Source organism: Chelativorans petroleitrophicus, assembly GCF_025398195.1.
Taxonomy (GTDB): Bacteria; Pseudomonadota; Alphaproteobacteria; order Rhizobiales; family Rhizobiaceae; genus Chelativorans; species Chelativorans petroleitrophicus.
The window spans coordinates 65688-81982 of record NZ_JAODNV010000006.1; the positions used below are offsets into that span (position 1 = coordinate 65688).

At 63.3% G+C, this 16295-nt stretch carries 19 protein-coding genes and 1 riboswitch; of the genes, 8 read left to right on the top strand and 11 right to left on the bottom strand.

Going from position 1 to position 16295, the window contains the following annotated elements; genetic code table 11:
- Positions 1 to 22 precede the first annotated feature (22 nt).
- The 4 genes from NYR54_RS05090 to NYR54_RS05105 all read right to left on the bottom strand — a co-directional run bounded on the left by NYR54_RS05090 (position 23) and on the right by NYR54_RS05105 (position 2407).
- Entirely contained in the window at positions 23 to 1210 is a 1188-nt protein-coding gene (locus tag NYR54_RS05090) for a PRC-barrel domain-containing protein (RefSeq protein WP_261514528.1), read from the bottom strand.
- A 143-nt stretch (positions 1211 to 1353) separates the two neighbouring features.
- Positions 1354 to 1605 (bottom strand): hypothetical protein, encoded by a 252-nt coding sequence (locus tag NYR54_RS05095; RefSeq protein WP_261514529.1) that lies wholly within the window; start codon positions 1603 to 1605, stop codon positions 1354 to 1356.
- Positions 1606 to 1641: 36 nt separating this feature from the next.
- Entirely contained in the window at positions 1642 to 2091 is a 450-nt protein-coding gene (locus tag NYR54_RS05100; protein ID WP_261514530.1) for a hypothetical protein, read from the bottom strand.
- 10 nt (positions 2092 to 2101) lie between these two features.
- Positions 2102 to 2407: an ElaB/YgaM/YqjD family protein gene (locus NYR54_RS05105; protein WP_261514531.1), complete on the bottom strand. Its 306-nt coding sequence runs from the start codon at positions 2405 to 2407 to the stop codon at positions 2102 to 2104.
- 151 nt (positions 2408 to 2558) lie between these two features.
- On the opposite strand from NYR54_RS05105, the gene NYR54_RS05110 reads away from it, so the two are divergent.
- A complete protein-coding gene (locus tag NYR54_RS05110; RefSeq protein WP_261514532.1) occupies positions 2559 to 3656 on the top strand; it encodes an AI-2E family transporter in 1098 nt (365 codons plus the stop codon).
- Between the two features lie 150 nt (positions 3657 to 3806).
- On the top strand, positions 3807 to 4181 hold the full coding sequence (locus NYR54_RS05115) for a response regulator (protein WP_261514533.1): 375 nt from the start codon (positions 3807 to 3809) through the stop codon (positions 4179 to 4181).
- On the opposite strand, the gene NYR54_RS05120 is transcribed toward NYR54_RS05115, so the two are convergent.
- Both NYR54_RS05120 and NYR54_RS05125 read right to left on the bottom strand, forming a co-directional pair.
- Positions 4164 to 4715, bottom strand: a complete 552-nt coding sequence (locus NYR54_RS05120) for a sigma-70 family RNA polymerase sigma factor (RefSeq protein WP_261514534.1) — start codon at positions 4713 to 4715, stop codon at positions 4164 to 4166. The genes NYR54_RS05115 and NYR54_RS05120 overlap by 18 nt on opposite strands.
- Before the next feature lie 4 nt (positions 4716 to 4719).
- A complete protein-coding gene (locus tag NYR54_RS05125) occupies positions 4720 to 4920 on the bottom strand; it encodes a NepR family anti-sigma factor (RefSeq protein WP_261514715.1) in 201 nt (66 codons plus the stop codon).
- Positions 4921 to 5130: 210 nt separating this feature from the next.
- On the opposite strand from NYR54_RS05125, the gene NYR54_RS05130 reads away from it, so the two are divergent.
- Positions 5131 to 5928, top strand: coding sequence for a response regulator (locus NYR54_RS05130; protein ID WP_261514535.1), 798 nt, complete (start codon positions 5131 to 5133; stop codon positions 5926 to 5928).
- Between the two features lie 370 nt (positions 5929 to 6298).
- Positions 6299 to 6490, top strand: coding sequence for a hypothetical protein (locus NYR54_RS05135; RefSeq protein ID WP_261514536.1), 192 nt, complete (start codon positions 6299 to 6301; stop codon positions 6488 to 6490).
- Between the two features lie 30 nt (positions 6491 to 6520).
- On the opposite strand, the gene NYR54_RS05140 is transcribed toward NYR54_RS05135, so the two are convergent.
- The 3 genes from NYR54_RS05140 to xylF form a co-directional block, all read right to left on the bottom strand.
- Positions 6521 to 7309: an ATP-binding cassette domain-containing protein gene (locus NYR54_RS05140; RefSeq protein ID WP_423738568.1), complete on the bottom strand. Its 789-nt coding sequence runs from the start codon at positions 7307 to 7309 to the stop codon at positions 6521 to 6523.
- A 10-nt stretch (positions 7310 to 7319) separates the two neighbouring features.
- On the bottom strand, positions 7320 to 8633 hold the full coding sequence (locus NYR54_RS05145; RefSeq protein ID WP_261514538.1) for a sugar ABC transporter permease: 1314 nt from the start codon (positions 8631 to 8633) through the stop codon (positions 7320 to 7322).
- A 79-nt stretch (positions 8634 to 8712) separates the two neighbouring features.
- The gene (gene xylF / locus NYR54_RS05150) at positions 8713 to 9753 is read right to left on the bottom strand and encodes a D-xylose ABC transporter substrate-binding protein (protein WP_261514539.1); all 1041 of its coding nucleotides are present in this window, start codon (positions 9751 to 9753) and stop codon (positions 8713 to 8715) included.
- 319 nt (positions 9754 to 10072) lie between these two features.
- Here xylF and NYR54_RS05155 point away from each other — a divergent pair, with 319 nt between their 5' ends.
- Positions 10073 to 11332: an ROK family protein gene (locus NYR54_RS05155; protein ID WP_261514716.1), complete on the top strand. Its 1260-nt coding sequence runs from the start codon at positions 10073 to 10075 to the stop codon at positions 11330 to 11332.
- A 60-nt stretch (positions 11333 to 11392) separates the two neighbouring features.
- Here the strand turns inward: NYR54_RS05155 and metA are convergent, their stop codons facing one another.
- Positions 11393 to 12361: a homoserine O-acetyltransferase MetA gene (metA, locus tag NYR54_RS05160; RefSeq protein WP_261514540.1), complete on the bottom strand. Its 969-nt coding sequence runs from the start codon at positions 12359 to 12361 to the stop codon at positions 11393 to 11395.
- 52 nt (positions 12362 to 12413) lie between these two features.
- A riboswitch (SAM riboswitch) is annotated at positions 12414 to 12491 on the bottom strand.
- Positions 12492 to 12570: 79 nt separating this feature from the next.
- On the opposite strand from metA, the gene hisC reads away from it, so the two are divergent.
- Both hisC and NYR54_RS05170 read left to right on the top strand, forming a co-directional pair.
- On the top strand, positions 12571 to 13671 hold the full coding sequence (gene hisC, locus NYR54_RS05165) for a histidinol-phosphate transaminase (protein WP_261514541.1): 1101 nt from the start codon (positions 12571 to 12573) through the stop codon (positions 13669 to 13671).
- A 3-nt stretch (positions 13672 to 13674) separates the two neighbouring features.
- A complete protein-coding gene (locus NYR54_RS05170) occupies positions 13675 to 14619 on the top strand; it encodes a prephenate/arogenate dehydrogenase family protein (RefSeq protein WP_261514542.1) in 945 nt (314 codons plus the stop codon).
- A 39-nt stretch (positions 14620 to 14658) separates the two neighbouring features.
- Here NYR54_RS05170 and NYR54_RS05175 read toward each other — a convergent pair whose 3' ends face one another.
- Positions 14659 to 15642, bottom strand: a complete 984-nt coding sequence (locus NYR54_RS05175; RefSeq protein WP_261514543.1) for a DUF2125 domain-containing protein — start codon at positions 15640 to 15642, stop codon at positions 14659 to 14661.
- A gap of 119 nt (positions 15643 to 15761) precedes the next feature.
- On the opposite strand from NYR54_RS05175, the gene NYR54_RS05180 reads away from it, so the two are divergent.
- Positions 15762 to 16295: a gamma-glutamylcyclotransferase gene (locus NYR54_RS05180; protein WP_261514544.1), complete on the top strand. Its 534-nt coding sequence runs from the start codon at positions 15762 to 15764 to the stop codon at positions 16293 to 16295.

A 16295-nucleotide genomic window follows, 5' to 3' on the forward strand; every position in this document is an offset into this window, starting at 1 on the left:
CCAATGTCGTTAGTGCGGGCTTTTACTCCGCCTGAAGGCGCATCTCGTCCCGCTGTTCGGCATAAGCGGCCTCGTCATATTCCGGAGCCGCCTCAAGCTGCTCCTGCGAAAAATGGGTGAAGAGATAGAGATCGCCGTCCTCGTCGGTCATGAAGGCTAGATCGTCCGTGCCGATGGCAACTTCCTTCTCGCCGATACCGAGGAAACCGCCGACATCAACAATTACCGCATCCACGTCGCCTTCCGGCGTCAGGATCACGTCACCGATCTCGCCAACGTGCTCGTCGTTAGCGCCGTAAACGGCCGTACCCGTCAGGTTTTCGGCGCGGATCTGGTCCGGCTCGGCTTCCTGAAGCTGGCTCGGATCGACGGCGCCGGTCAGCGTCTGATCGGTGTCGGCGGCTGCGCCGTCTTCGCTCTGCTGATCGGCTTGCGCCTGCTGCTGATCACCTGCAGCATCCTGCTGCTCTGTCTGGGCGGCCGACTGCTGATCGTCGGGCTGCTCATCCGGCAGGCCCGATTGCGCCGTCTGGTCAGCGCTTTCGGTGTCGGGGGTGGCTGCCGTTTCCTGGCCGGCTTCATTCTCGATGGAGCCGTCGTCCGTGGGTATTGCAGCCATACCCCCTGCATCAGCGGCTCCATCGTCCGCTGCCGGGGCTCCCGTTTCGTCCGCGGGGGCCATGGCGGTTTCACCGCCCGCATCCGCACCTTCCTGATCGGCCGGCGCGTTCGCAAGGTCCTCTTTAGTGACCGGCTGTGTCGCCGTCACCTGGGCGTCGGCGGGCATCGGGCGATAGGCGGAGCGGTCGAACTCCTCCTGCGCCTCGAGCGCTTCTTTGGTCGTCTCCACGACGAGCCAGCGCTCGCCGTCCTGCTGCTCGGACCATTCAGCGAGATCGTATTCGAGCGCGACTTCCTTCTGGCCAATGCCGAGAAAGCCGCCCACGCCGACGACAATCGCTTCGACATTGCCGTCGGGCGAGATGACGAGGTCGGTTACCTTGCCAATATTCTCGGCTTCCTCGCCGGTTCCATTGTAGACGGATTCGCCAATGACATCCGAGGCGAGATGCCCTTCGGCGTGGATGGTCATTTCAGTCTGCTCAGCGCCAGGCGTTGCCGCCGGGTCGGTGGGCGTCATCGATTGGGCGAGAGCGCCGCTTGCTACAAGAGTGGCAATCGCGGTGGTCGCCAAAAGTGTGCGGATCATGTTAGAGTCTCCATGTGCAGTTTTTCTGTACATGGCCGCGCATCCGACCCGAACTGGCAGTGACGATCGGGTGTGCGGCCACCACGTGAGTGAAACGCGGCGCTGTAAGAACGGTTCCCCGGCTTTCGACCGGGCAGTCTCTTCTATTCTTCGGCGGCCTCGCTCTCCACGGTTCCGGGCGCTCCGCCGTCTTCAAGAGGCACGTCGCTGGACTGACGCGTTTCAACGGGCTGACTTTCGTCGATGGACATGCCGTAGATCTCAACGGCTACCCACCCGATCGCGAGCAGGGCCAGTGCGGTGATGAGGATCACCAGAACGGGAAATCCCTCGCGGCCTTGGCGCGCCCGTTGAGGGGACGTGCTTTTGGGCGGTGTCTTGTCGTTCTCGTTCATGCGCAGCAACTCCTGATTCTGCATTCTGCGGAAAACTCATTCGGTCGCGCGCGAACCCTTCCCGGTAGAACGGGTAACCTCCCGGTAGGCGGCAAACCCTGCAATGCCTGCAAGCACCAGCAACAGGCCGATTCTTCCAGTCTTCTTGCCGAGAACCGTAGGAAGAAGGGTAATGGCGGACGCGCCCGCCACCAGGCCCGTGTCCACCCGCTGGCGGCGTCTGGCGCGCCGTTGTGCGTTGGCAATGAGCCTGTAAATGGCGAAGGCGATGGCAGCCAGCACCAGAAAGCCGGTACCGAACCACAGTGCCGCAGCAATGGCGCCCCAGCGGGTGGCGGCAGCCAAGTAGGCCGCCAGTAGTAGAAAGGCCAACGCGAGAAACGTTGCGACCGCTATGATGCCATACGCGATCGCGGCGGATTTCACGCGCTGCTTTAACCCCGCCGCCTCGCCAGTGGCGAGCAGCGCTATCAGCCGGCCGAGCATGTCTGCACCGTCAGCGGCGCATGATCATGGCAAGCAGCCAGCCTACGCCTGCGGCCAGAGCGAGGGCGGTAAACGGTTTTTCACGGACCGCCTGCGCCATGTCGCTCTGCCATTCCTCGGCGCTGTCGCGCAGTTGGTCGGCGCCTTCCATGGCCGCCCGACGAGCGCGCGACATGGACCGGTTGCCGGTCTCCATGAGGTGTTCCGTGAGCCTGCTTATATCCTCGCGAAGCTGCCGGATATCGGCCGCCAGATCGGGCTCGTCCCTCTGGGCGTTCGTTTCCCTGTTCGTCGACTTCCCGCCGGTCGTCGCCATTGTCCTCTCCTTCGGTTGCGGATTGCGCAACGCGCAACCGGGCATCCGGGTTCCAGAGCGCTCAGGGAGCCGAGAGGGAACCAGTTCGGGCTACTTCCGTTGATTGGCGTTCAGCCGGATTGCACCGATGCGCTTCAGAAACATGAAAAAGATGAGCGTTCCAACGCCCACCTCCAAATCCGATCTGGACATTGCGCTGATGCGGGGTGCGCAGGTCGCCGTCCTGTTTCTCGGCGTTCTGGGGTTCATCGCTGCACTGCAGGCCGGGCGCTTCCTGTTCGCGCCGGTGGCGCTCGCCGTGGTCGTGGGGCTGATGCTTGGGCCCATTGCCCTACGGCTTGAAAATCGCGGCGTGCCGCCGGCTTTTTCCGCGGCTGCGGCCGTGCTGATCTTCCTTCTGGTCGTATGCGCCGTCGGCGGGGCGATCGCAGCACCGCTGACTACGTGGGCGGGCCGGCTTCCGCAGATATGGAGCGAGCTGCAGCTGCAACTGACAAGTCTTGCCGAACCGCTTGCCACGGTAAAGAGCGTGCGTGAGGAGATCCGGTCCGTTACCGGCGGATCGGAAGTCACCGTTTCGGTGGACGATGGCTCCACAGTGCAGAGCATGGCGGTGCTGGCGCCGACGCTGCTTGCGCAAATCCTGGTCTTCTTCGCCAGCCTTTATTTCTTCCTTGCCACGCGCCACGACACGCGGCTCATCGTGCTGAAGCTGTGCTCGGGACGGAAGCTGCGCCGGCGCGTTGCGCACATTTTTCACGACGTGGAAGAGCTCGTTGCAAATTACCTGCTGGCGATCACCCTCATCAACGCGGGCCTTGGGCTCGCCGTTGCCGTGGCGCTGTGGCTATTGGGTGTGCCCTCCGCAGCGCTCTGGGGCGCGCTGGCGGGCGTTCTGAATTTCGTGGTTTATCTCGGCCCCGCGGCGATGGCGCTGATCCTTTTCGGTGTGGGGCTTGCAAGTTTCGACACCTTCACGGGGAGTCTCCTGCCCCCGCTCGCCTATCTGGCCGTCAACGCCGTGGAAGCCCAGTTCGTAACGCCGCTGGTGATCGGCCGGCGCATGACGCTCAATCCTTTCCTCGTCTTCCTCGCGGTCTCTTTCTGGATCTGGATATGGGGCCCGATTGGAGGCTTCATAGCCATACCCGCGCTGGTTATTCTCTTCGCCATCGCTCGCAACATCGTGCCCGGCTTCGAATGGGGCCTTACAGAGGAGCGCAAGCGTCAGTATTCCCGACTGCCGTAGAGCCGTCCCGCGCGTCGCTCGTTCACGAAAACAAACCCCTGCGCAATCATTTTTTAATGACAGCACGCCGGTTTAATGGGATGAGAAGACCGGTGCGGTGGGCCGCCAGGGGCAATCATTTTGTCAGACCAGTTGTTGCGAGGGCGAAGAGTGCTCCTCGTTGAAGAGGAAGTTCTCATCGCCATGGACGTGGAGCAGATTTGCCAGGGGCATGGCGCGGCGAGCGTGCGCACCGTGAGCACTGCTGCTGCGGTGGAGGCGTTGTGCGCGGATGAGAACGCCGTTGCGGATGTGGATGCCGCCATACTTGACGTGAAGATTGGCAGCCTGCTCACCATGGAATTGGCCCGGAAACTGGAAGAGCGGAATGTGCCGTTCGTTTTCGCGACCGGCTACGCGCGTTCGGACCCCTTTTTCACCGCGTTCCCGGATGTTGCGGTGGTCACGAAACCCTACGCGGCTGTTGAGCTGATGGGGGCATTGGCGGCTGCGATCCGCCTGAGAGGGTCAAGCCACGAGGGCTGAATTCGTCACCTGCGTGGAAATGGCGTCGGGGCCGAAATCACTTTGCCCGTCCACCGACAGGATTTCCTGCAGCCGGGCGCGCGCGCGGCTCACCCGGCTCTTGATGGTTCCCACGGCGCAGCCGCAGATTTCCGCCGCCTCTTCGTAGGAGAAGCCGGAGGCGCCGATAAGGATGATCGCCTCGCGCTGATCCTCCGGCAGAAGCGCGAGCGCCTTGCGAAAATCGGTCAGATCCGACGAGCCATCCTGGCTCGGATGCACTGACAGCCGCGCGGTGATGCTTCCGTCGCTGTCCTCAACCTCGCGTCTTCGCTTGCGCATCTGGGAGTAGAATTCGTTGCGCAGGATAGTGAAGAGCCAAGCTTTCAGGTTCGTTCCCGGCTGGAAACTGTCCTGCTTGTCCCACGCCTTTACCAGCGTTTCCTGGACAAGGTCGTCCGCCCGATCGGTATTTTTCGCAAGCGACACCGCAAATGCCCGCAAGGTGGGCACGGCGGCCAGAAGACCGTCGCGAAAATTCTCAGTTGCCGGCATTTTTCTAATCCTCTTGCGCCGTTCCAGGCTTTTCCTTGCGCTCAAGCTCCTTTAGCAGCTGATTGAAACGCGGTGGAATTTCCTCTGAAACAAGCTCGTCGTAATATTGACGCAGTTTGCGGCCGATTTCGGAATTGGGGCCCAACGGATCGGAATTGGAATTCCTGCCGGGATTCCGCTCCTTCTCAATTTTTTGATAGATCATGCCCGTCTTTTCACCTGCATCGTCGCGCCCCGTATTCCTATACATTTTCGTCATTTCGCATTGTCGCCCACAATGTAGTCCCAAAATCCGACGATAACGCCTCCGCAGCGAAAATGTTCCCTTCCGAGGGGAACTTTTTTCGCAGTGATGCGTTCCGTGTGTTCTTTATCTATGCCCTATCTAGGAGCCTTCGAGGGAGAATAAACCAGCATGAGCTTGTCCGAACGAATTGCCCCACACCTTCCTTATCTGCGGCGGTTTTCACGGGCGGTCTCGGGATCGCAGACCAGCGGGGACGCGCTTGTGGCGGCAACCCTGGAGGCACTGATCGCCGACACGTCGATCTTTCCCCAGGCGTCGGACGACCGCATTGCATTGTTTAAACTGTTCGTGAAGCTGTTCGGCACGTTCGAGGTTCGCGTGCCTGAGGTGCGCCCGACATCGGCGTGGGAACAGCGGGCCGTGACCAATCTTTCCGCCATATCGCCGCAACCCCGGCAGGCTTTCTTGCTGGTGGCGGTCGAAGGCTTCGATGCGGCGGAAGCAGCCGAAATCATGGATGTGGATGAGAGCCGGCTCAATGCCTTGCTGCGCGAGGCGAGCGACGAGATTTCGCGTCAGGTGGCCACCGACATCATGATCATCGAGGATGAGCCGCTGATCGCCATGGACATCGAGGAGTTGGTGGAAAGCCTTGGCCATCGTGTAGTGGGCACCGCCCGCACGCATCGCGAGGCGACGGAGCTGTTCAAGAAAACCCAGCCGCGCATGGTCCTCGCCGACATACAGCTTGCCGACGGGAGCTCTGGGATCGATGCGGTCAACGAGATTCTTGCCGCCACGCCGGTGCCCGTCATCTTCATTACCGCCTTCCCGGAGCGGCTGCTTACCGGCGAACGGCCGGAGCCCGCCTTCCTGGTCACGAAGCCCTTCAATCCGGATATGGTCAAGGCGCTGATCAGCCAGGCGCTTTTCTTCGACCATCAGGCCCGGGCGGCAGCGGCCTGAGGGCCGCCCAACGGGCGAATTACCCTGCTGACAGAACGGTTTTCCAGCCCGGAACCTTTCTTCCGGGCCGGCGTTTGTCGGGCGCTAGAGCCTTTCATGGTTAGAAGATTGAAACCATTCTGTTTCTCGTCCGGCGAGCCGATCCACATGGAGGGCGGCGCCGCGCGATGCGGGACATCGGGCAGGCCGTCCGACGGCCGCCGGACGGAAACCGGAGGAGCCGGGTCGGTTTTGCCCAATTTCAGGGGGCTTTGGCTCGACCGTATCCCGGTGCGACCTTCGCCAAACTCCCTTGATCTTGAACCAAACCGGCTCCGGCAGAATGCTTCAATCTAACCATGAAAAACTGTAGGGCGACCGGAGTGTTCAAGTGAGCAGGCAAATGCATCTGTCGCAGAATGTGGAGGAGGCCGCTCGTCTGGCCATGGTGAATGTGGAGGAACGCGCTCCTCTGCCACCGGCGCCGAATTACGGGCCATTCGGCTATTTCCGCCTTGCGCTTCTCGTCTTTGCTGCCGTGGCCGCCGCTCTGGCGGCGATCAATCTGCTTGGTTTCCTTTGATTCGGACACGCAGGACGTGGACAGCGCGCCTCAGGCTGCCACCTGAAGCGCGCCGGGGCCTGCTACAGCGCCCGGCGGGCACTTGCCGAGTATGATCATGCCCAGCACTTCATCCTCCGTGACGTCCTTCGTTGCGGCGGTGCCAACGACCTGACCGTTCTTCATCACCACAACCCGGTCCGCCAGATCGAATACGTCGTGAATGTCGTGGCTGATCAGGAAAATGCCGATGCCTTCGGATTTCAACTGCCGCACGAGTTCGGCCACCTGCGCCGTTTCCTGCGGCCCAAGAGCGGCGGTCGGTTCGTCCATGATCAGAATCCGGGCGTTGAAGTAGATGGCGCGCGCGATCGCTACTGTCTGGCGCTGGCCGCCGGAAAGATTGCTGACCGGTTCCTTGAAGCGCTGGAAGCGCGGGTTCAGCCGCCCCATGACTTTGCGGGTCTCCGACTCCATGGCCACGTCGTCGAGCGTGCCCCACGGCGTCATCAATTCGCGGCCAAGGAAGAGATTGGCGGCCGCGTCCACATTCTCCGCGAGCGCGAGCGTCTGATAGATCGTCTCAATGCCGTATTTCTTCGCGTCGCGTGGATTGCTGATCTGCGCCTCTTCGCCATTGACGAAGATCGTGCCGCTGTCGCGCTGATAGGCGCCTGAAAGGATCTTGATGAGCGTCGACTTGCCGGCGCCGTTGTGCCCCACCAGCGCCACCACCTCGCCCGCGTAGAGGTCGACGGAAACATCTTCCACCGCGTGGATGCCGCCGAAGGCGATGGAGATGTTGCGCATCTCCACAAGCGGCGTTCTTGCGCCCGTCATCATGGTCCTCCTACTTGACCCGCCTGCGGTAGACCGTATCGAGCCATACGGCGATGACCAGCACGATACCGACAACGATGTTCTGCAGCGGCGTATCCACGCCAAGCAGGATCATGCCCGTGGCGAGCGACTGCATCAGTACGGCGCCGATCATCGCCCCGGCGACGGTGCCCACGCCGCCGGCCAGCGACGTCCCGCCGATCACGGCTGCGGCGATCACCAGCAGCTCGTCGAGCGTGCCCATCGCGTTGGTCGCCGCGTTGAGACGGGCGGAAGAGATGGCACCCGCCACCGCAGTCAGAATGCCCATGAGGATGAAAACCTTCATGACGATCCAGCGCGTGTTGATGCCGGCCAGCACCGCAGCTTCCGGATTGCCGCCTATGGCGAAGACGTAGCGGCCGAAGCGCGTCCTGTTGGCGAGGAAGGTCATGACAATGCCGACCCCGACCGCAATCAGGACAGGGATGGCAATGCCATGGGCGATGAACAGCCCGCCCTCAGGTATGGTGATATTGTTCGCTTCCGCATAGTTGCGGACGATGCCGGCGGGCCAGGGATAGGAATTAGCCACCGCGACCGCGCCGAGAATGAGCATGCAGCCCACCGCGGCCAGGAACGTCTCCGCCCACAGCGGCCGCAGCGGGAAATGGAACTTGCGCCTCTGGCGGCGCGCCTGCGCGAGCAGGAGCACGAGAGCGATGCATCCGGCAACGCCGGCGACCCAGCTCCAGAACGCGCCGATGGCGCCGTAGGGGCCGCCGCCCATGAGGCGGAAGGTGGTGTCGAGAGGCGCCACGGTGCGCCCGCTCGTCACCCACCATGCGGCTCCGCGCCATACGAGAAGGCCGCCGAGCGTCACGATGAAGGAGGGAACGCCCATATAGGCGATGATGTAGCCGTGCAGTCCGCCGATCGCGGCACCGAGCACAATGCCGAGCGCAAGCGTCAAGATCCAGATCGCCGGATGGCCGAAGCCCAGCCAGTCCGGCAGGATCTCCGCCTGCGTCACGCCCATAATCATGCCGACGAAGCCGAGAAGCGAGCCGACGGAAAGGTCGATATTGCGGGTGACGATGACGAGCACCATGCCCGTGGACATGATGGCCACCGACGCCGACTGGACGGAAAGGTTCCACAGATTGCGCGGCGTGAGGAACAATCCGCCCGAAGCGATGTGGAAGCCCAGCCAGATGAGGGCCAGAGCCGCCAGCATGCCGAGCATTCTCGTGTCGAGTTCTGTCGCTCTGAGAAACCGGACAGGCAGGCTTCCGCCCGTCGTGGAAACCCCTTGCGACGGTGCGCTTGACGTCACGTCAGCCATGCAAATCTCCCGCAGGTCGCGCGGTTGCGAGGATGCCGCGGTCGCGCGGGCCGCGGCATCCTCGTGAATATACCGCGCTTCAGCCGCAGACGTCGACCGTGCCGGGCTGCACGCCCTGGCAGACCACATCCTTGGAGACCCAACCCGCATCGATCACGACATCGAGATTGTCCCGCGTGATCGGCAGCGGCGCGAGGAATACGGAGTTCATCTCCACGCCGTTCGGCCCATCGGACCACTTCACGACGCCCTCGATCTGGTCCATCGGCGTGCCCTCGGCAAGCGCGTTGGCGATGCGCGCCGCCGCCTTTCCGAGCTCGCGCGCGTCCTTCCAGACGGAAACGGTCTGCGTGCCGAGCGCGATCCGGTTGAGCGCGGCATGGTCGCCGTCCTGGCCGGAAACCGGGACTGATCCGGCAAGTCCCTGCGCCTCGAGCGCGGCCACGACGCCGCCTGCCGTGCCGTCATTGGAGGCCACGACCGCATCGACCTCGTTGTTGTTGGCAGTCAGGAACTGCTCCATGTTGCGCTGGGCGTTCGCCGGCAGCCATCCATCCGTATAGGCTTCACCCACATTCTTGATCTTGCCGGCATCGATCGCCTCTTTCAGGACTTCCATCTGGCCCTCGAACAGAAAGTCGGCGTTCGGATCGGCCGAGGAGCCCTTGATGAAGACATAGTTGCCTTCGGGCTGGACCTCGTAGACCGCGCGCGCCTGCATGCGCCCCACTTCCTTGTTGTCGAAGGTGAGGTAGAACGCCTCCGGATGCTCGATCAGGCGGTCGTAGCCGATCACCGGGATGCCTTCGGCCGCGGCCTTTTCGACCGCCGGTACGATGGCCGATGCGTCCTGTGCCAGGATGATGAGCACGTCCGCCCCCTGGGCGATCAGCGCCTCGACATCGGTGAGCTGCTTCGACGCGGAAGACTGGGCGTCGGCGGAGATGTAGGTGTTTCCATCGGCTTCGATCTGCGCCTTCATGGCCGCTTCATCGGTTTTCCAGCGCTCCTCCTGGAAATTCGACCACGAAACGCCGATCACCTTGTCGGCGGCCAATGCGGCCGTCGAGAGAGACAGGGACAGGCTGAGACCCGCCAAAACAGCAAATGCTTTCCTCATGATTTCCTCCCGGCGCGGAACGCGCGCAACGTCTTCGGTTCTGCTTGCGCCGGTGCGACGGATTTGCGACTTTCGCGCAGTCTTCCGTCTCTGCGCGAAAAGCCGGCCCGTACCGCACCGGAGGCATGCTCTCCCCGGCATCCCGCTCCCCGGAGGCGCCCGCTTGAACTCGCGCTGGCCACGGGAGGCGTGATGCCGAAGGCTCATTTTTTCGAGCCTCGAAAAAAAGAATGACGTAGCTCGCCGTCCGTGTCAATATGACTTTTGGGCGGTGCGACGGAGCAGGAGAGTGAAGACAGCCGGCATCCGACACGACGAGATGCGCAAGCGCAACCGCGCCCTGGTGATCGATGCGGTGCGGCGGGCGGGCCAGCCTTCGCGCACCGAAATCGCCGGGATGACCGGGCTCAGCCATTCGACCATTTCGGCGATCGCCGCCGTTCTGATCGAGGAAGGCACGATGCGTGAGGCAGGGACGGGCGAGCCGGGCGCGGCCAGGCGCGGCCGGCCGCAGGTGGCGATCGCGCTCAATTCCAAGGCGGCTTCGGTGGTCTGCCTCTATCTCTCCTTCAACAACCTGTCCGCCGCGCTGGTCGACTATTGCGGACAGGTGATCGACACCAGGACGACGCGCATTTCGACGCTGACGGTGGATCGCGATGCGCTGGTTCAGGCGGCGATCACGGCGGTGCGTGAGATCGCTCGCGATCATCCCGCCTTCATGCGCATCGTCTTTGCCGTGCAGGGCATTACCGATTCGGCAGGCAGGGAGCTTCAGTGGTCGCCCATCACGCCGCACCGGAACCTGCCGCTGGGCCCGGCGCTGGAGAAGGCATTCGGCGTGCCGGTGACGGTGCAGAACGACTGCAACATGATCGCCGTGGCGCTGCGCTGGCTCAATCCGGAGCGGTATGGCGACAATTTCGTCGCCATTCTCCTCTCCCAGGGCATTGGCATGGGGCTGATGGTGGATGGCCGCCTGTTCACCGGTACGCGCTCTTCGGGCGGAGAGTTTGGACACATGGTCTACCGGCCCGGCGGAGCCCTGTGCCGCTGCGGAAACCGCGGCTGCATCGAAGCCTATGCCGGCAACTATGCCATCTGGCGGCGCGCGCATGGCCGCAGCGCGCAGGAAAGGCCGGTGGACGACATCGAGGCCGAGGAAATGCGCAAGCTGGCGGAGCAGGCGCGGCGGGAGGAAGGACTGGCCAGGCAGGCCTTCCGCGAAGCCGGCGAGGCGCTCGGCTTCGGGATTGGCAATCTTTTCGCGCTGATCGATCCCGCTCCGGTGGCCATTGTCGGCCAGGGCACGGCGGCCTTCGACATACTGGAGCCCGAACTGCGCCGGGCGCTCTCGGAGACCGCGGGCGGGCGGCAGGCCGGAGAGGTCACATTCGAGACGCAGCCTAATGCCCGGCCTTTCATCCAGCACGGCAGCGCGATGACGGCCCTTACCGCATTAGACCGGGACATCTTCGGCCCCGGACTGCCGGCAAGCACCGCAGCGCGGAACGCTTCCCGTAGCGCGGCCGGCAAGAGCGCCAGGCCAAAGCAGGCGGAGCCTGAGACAAGCTCATAAGGCGCGCCGACGGGTTTGTGTGGCCCTGCCGCAGGCGCCAGCCCGGTGTGTCGTCAAGTGCTACCGTATGGCGCCTGCTGTTCTCCGCAACACGGTAACAGGCTCAGGCTCGACGGTTCCGATCCTCGCCAGATCATACGGCGTGGTCTGGTAAACCTGGTTGATCCAGTTGCCGAAAAGCAGATGGGCGTGGGAGCGCCAGCGGTTGAGCGGCGGTCGGCTCGGATCGTTCTCCGGGAAGTAGTCGTGCGGCACGTGGATCGGCACGCCGGCGGCCACGTCACGCTCGTACTCTTCCTTGAGTGAGGTGGAATCGTACTCGATGTGATTGAACATGTAGAGCCGGTTGCCGGTGGGTTCGGTGAGCAGACACGGACCGGTCGCATCCGATTCCATGAGGATTTCTAGACCGGAATCCGCGGGAATGTCGGATGCGCGCACTTCCGTCCAGCGCGAAACCGGAATCGCGAAATCGTCCGAAAAACCTGCAAGATACGGCGACGCCGGCTGGTTGTTGCGGTGCCGGAACACGCCGAACGCCTTCTTCTCCAGCGTGTGCTTGGGGATGCGGTGGAAATGCCATGCGGCCGCCATCGCGCCCCAGCAGATGAAGAAGGAGGAGTGAACGTGCGTCGTCGTCCAGTCGAAGATGCGCGTCAGTTCGTCCCAGTAGGTGACCTCTTCGAACGGCAGAAGCTCCACTGGCGCGCCCGTCACGATGAAGCCGTCGAACTTCCGGTCCGCCACCTCCTCCCAGGTCTGGTAGAAGGTGATGAGGTGCTCCTCGGGCGTGTTCTTCGCCTTGTGCGTGCCGATGCGCACCAGCGTCAGCTCGACCTGAAGCGGCGTGGCGCCGATCAGGCGGGCAAGCTGCGTCTCCGTGCGGATCTTGTTGGGCATGAGGTTCAGGAGCCCGATCTGCATGGGTCGGATGTCCTGACGCAGCGCCGTCCCCTCGTCCATGACGGACACGCCCTCGCGCACGAGCACATCGCGGGCGGGGAGCTGATCGGGAATCTTGATCGGCATGACACAGACTCCAAAAACAAAAGACCGGCGGCGAGGTCGCGGCCGGTCTCCAACGGATTGTCCATCGGCCTTTTAGCGACTTATTTTACGTGGCTGCAAGCCGACCGGCCAAATCACCACGGATGAGCGTCACATTTACGCTTGGCGCCCCTTTGCGTCAATGGACCTGATGCGATAAAGCAGGCCGCCTGATCTAGTGGAACCATCCGATGACCTTGCCCGAACGTCCGGAGCCGAAACCCGGAATCATGGAAATCGCCGCCTATGTGCCGGGCCGCGAAAGCGCGCCGGGCGTGGCGAAAGTCTGGAAACTTTCCTCCAATGAGACGCCTCTCGGCCCCTCTCCGGCGGCGCTGGAGGCGATCGAGGCGGCGCGCCGCCATCTGGAGCTTTACCCGGATGGTTCCGCCACCAGCCTGCGCGAGGCGATTGCCGAGGTCCACGGGCTCAACCCGGCCAACATCCTGTGTTCGAACGGTTCGGACGAGCTTCTGGGCCTGCTCGCGCAGACCTATCTTGGGCCTGGCGACGAGGGCATTTATTCTGAGCACGGCTTTCTCGTCTATCGCATCCAGATCCTGGCGGCAGGCGCCACGCCGGTCGTGGCGAAGGAGAAGGACGAGCGCGCCGATGTCGATGCCATACTGGCCGCCGTCACCGGGCGCACGAAGATCGTCTTCCTTGCGAACCCGAACAACCCGACCGGCACCTACCTGCCAGTCGATGAGGTGCGCCGCCTTCAGGCGGGTCTGCCCCGGCATGTGCTGCTCGTGCTCGATGCGGCCTATGCGGAATATGTGCGGCGCAACGACTATGAGGCGGGCATCGAGCTCGTTTCTTCGTCCAACAATGTCGTCATGACCCGCACATTCTCGAAGATCTACGGGCTCGCGGGCCTGCGTATCGGCTGGATGTACGCTCCGGCGCATGTGATCGATGCCGTGAACCGTGTGCGCGGGCCATTCAACGTCAACGCACTGGCGATCGCGGCGGGGGCTACGGCCATTCGCGACCGCGCGCATGTGGAGCGCGCCGTGGCCCATAACGAAACCTGGCGGGAATGGCTGACCAGGGAACTGGGCAAGCTTGGTCTCCGCGTGACGCCGAGCATCGGCAATTTCCTCCTCATTCACTTTCCCCCGGAGGGCGGCAAGACGGCCGAGGCCGCCGATTCCTTCCTCACTGCGCGCGGCTATATCCTGCGCCGGGTCTCCTCCTACGGCTTTCCCAATGCGCTCCGCATGACGGTCGGCCTTGAGGAGGCCAATCGCGGTGTTGTCGCCGCTCTCAGCGAATTCATGGGCGCTTGAGCCGTGGCTGAACCGCTTTTTGAGAGAATCGCCCTTGTCGGCATCGGCCTCATCGGTTCGTCCATCGCCCGCGTGGTGCGGCGCGAGGGGCTGGCTGGCACCATCGCCATTTCGACGCGCCGCGCGGAGACGCTGGCGCGCGCGAAGGAGCTCGGCCTGGGGGATGAATATCACGCGAGGGCAACGGATGCGGTGGCTGACGCCGATCTGGTCATCGTGTCGGTTCCGGTCGGCGCGTCCGGGCAGGTTGCCGCCGATATCGCCCCGAGCCTCAAGCCCGGAGCGATCGTCACCGATGTGGGTTCCACGAAGCGGTCTGTCATCGAGCAGATGGCGCCCGTGTTGCCCGAGCACGTGCATTTCATACCGGGGCATCCCATTGCCGGTACCGAGCATTCAGGCCCCGACGCCGGGTTCGCGGAGCTTTTCGAGGGACGTTGGTGCATCCTGACGCCGCTTCCGGGTACGGACCCGCAGGCTCAGGAGAAGCTCGCGCAATTCTGGCAGCGCTGCGGGTCGAAGGTAGATACGATGGACCCGGAGCACCACGACATGGTGCTCGCCATCGTCTCGCATCTGCCGCACATCATCGCCTACAACATCGTGGGCACGGCCGATGATCTGGAGACGGTGACGAAGTCGGAGGTCATCAAGTATTCGGCCTCGGGCTTCCGCGATTTCACCCGTCTCGCCGCCTCGGACCCGACCATGTGGCGGGACGTGTGCCTGCACAACCGCGATGCGATCTTGGAAATGCTCGCCCGGTTCATGGAAGATCTGTCCGCCTTGCAGCGGGCGATCCGCTGGGGCGACGGGGACAAGCTCTTCGATCTCTTCACCCGTACCCGTGCCATTCGCCGCTCCATCATCGAGGCGGGGCAGGAGGTGGACCTGCCCGACTTCGGCCGGCAGGTGGTGATCCATCCGCCGAAACGGGAAGAGGACTAGCGCCGGGCGCTATCCTGAAAAGGCAGGCATTTGCCGCTGCTATACCGGCGGGATCGTTCCCAGCGGAATGAAGCCGAGAAACAAGCGGCCCTTTCTTATGTTCAGGGTGACGGGCGTGTCGCTCAGGCTGCTCAGTGCCGAGGCCGCCGTCATGATCTCCTCGCGCGCGTCGGGAAAAATCCGCGCCAGATAGTCCATGACGATCTGCGGATCGCTGAAGCTCACTCTAAGCTGGGCATCGATCCACCCGTTCTCATCGATGGAGATGGGGCCGGAGACGGAAATTTCCGCGTTCTGGCCCGCAAGACCGACGACAAGCTCGCGGATTTCCGCCGACCGGCCATAGGGGTCGAGCCGCCCTTCAACGGCCATGGTCACGCCATCTTTGATAAGCACGAGGGCACGGCCGTCGAGCGGCGCAAGATCGGGCGCGATTTGCGCGCCTGGCTGAAGACCGCGAAAGCTTATCGCCGCTTCCACGGCATCGCCCTGCTGGCGCGCATGGACTTCCATCGCGGTCAGTGTGGCAAGCGGTGCGGTGTCGCCTTCCTGCGCGGAGATCGCAAGCTGCTCACCCCTGACCGAAATGCGCTCTGGCAGGGGGTCGGCAAGCCGCGCGCCGGCACGCAGACTCTCCCAGCGGATCTCCATGGGCACGAGAAGCGGCAGCACGACGGCCGCGGGCGAATCGATTTCGCCCACTACGCGGGACGGCCTGTAGACATGAGCGGCGGAGCGCATGGCGCCCGCACGAACGGAGATGCCCTTTTTCACGTTCTCGTAGAAGACGCTGCGGCAGAACAGCCCGATCCGGAACGGATAGCCTCCGGCTTCCGGCTCCTCGCAATAGGCGCGAACGCCATTGCCGTTCATTCCCCTGATCGTGGCGGCCACTTCGCTTTCAAGCGCCCGGGCAGCGGCGAACCATGCACCGGTATAGCCCAGCGCGAAGACGAGAATCGCCGCGCCCAGAAGCAGAATGCGGCGGGTGAAGCGAGAGCCTTTTTGTCTTCCGGATGGCATTTGTTCCTTCCGCTATGGTTTCCCGGTCTTGGCGGGCGGCCATCAATTCCATTAGCGTGCAGAACGCCTTCCGCCGAATCAACGCCCGCCCGTCGCAACAGATCGAGAAGTCAGGGGAAATGGACGATTTTTGGGTCTTTGGTTATGGCTCTCTTATGTGGAGGCCCGGCTTCGCTCACGTCGAGACGCGCAAGGCGAGGCTTCACGGCTATCGGCGCTCCCTATGTGTCCATTCCCATGTGCATCGCGGCACGCCGAACCGGCCGGGCCTAGTGCTCGGCCTCGACCGGGGCGGCTCATGCCTGGGGCTTGCCTTCCGCGTGCCTGGTGCACTCTATGACGAGGTGATCGCCTATCTGCGCGAGCGCGAGCTGGTAACGAGAGTATACCTCGAAAAGCGGCTGAGGGTCCGGTTTCTTGACGGAGGCGAGGCCGTGGCCGTGGCTTACGTGGTGGACCGCACGCATGTGCAGTATGCGGGCCGGCTGAATGTGGAGGATGCCGCCCGGAGGGTTGCGGGCGCCATCGGGCAATCCGGGCGCAACGAGGAATACGTGCTCAACACCGTGGAGCACCTGAAGGCGCTCGGCATCCGCGATCACTGGCTGGAGGCTGTGGCGGCGCGGCTTTCCAGGCAGGCGGCCGCCGAATGA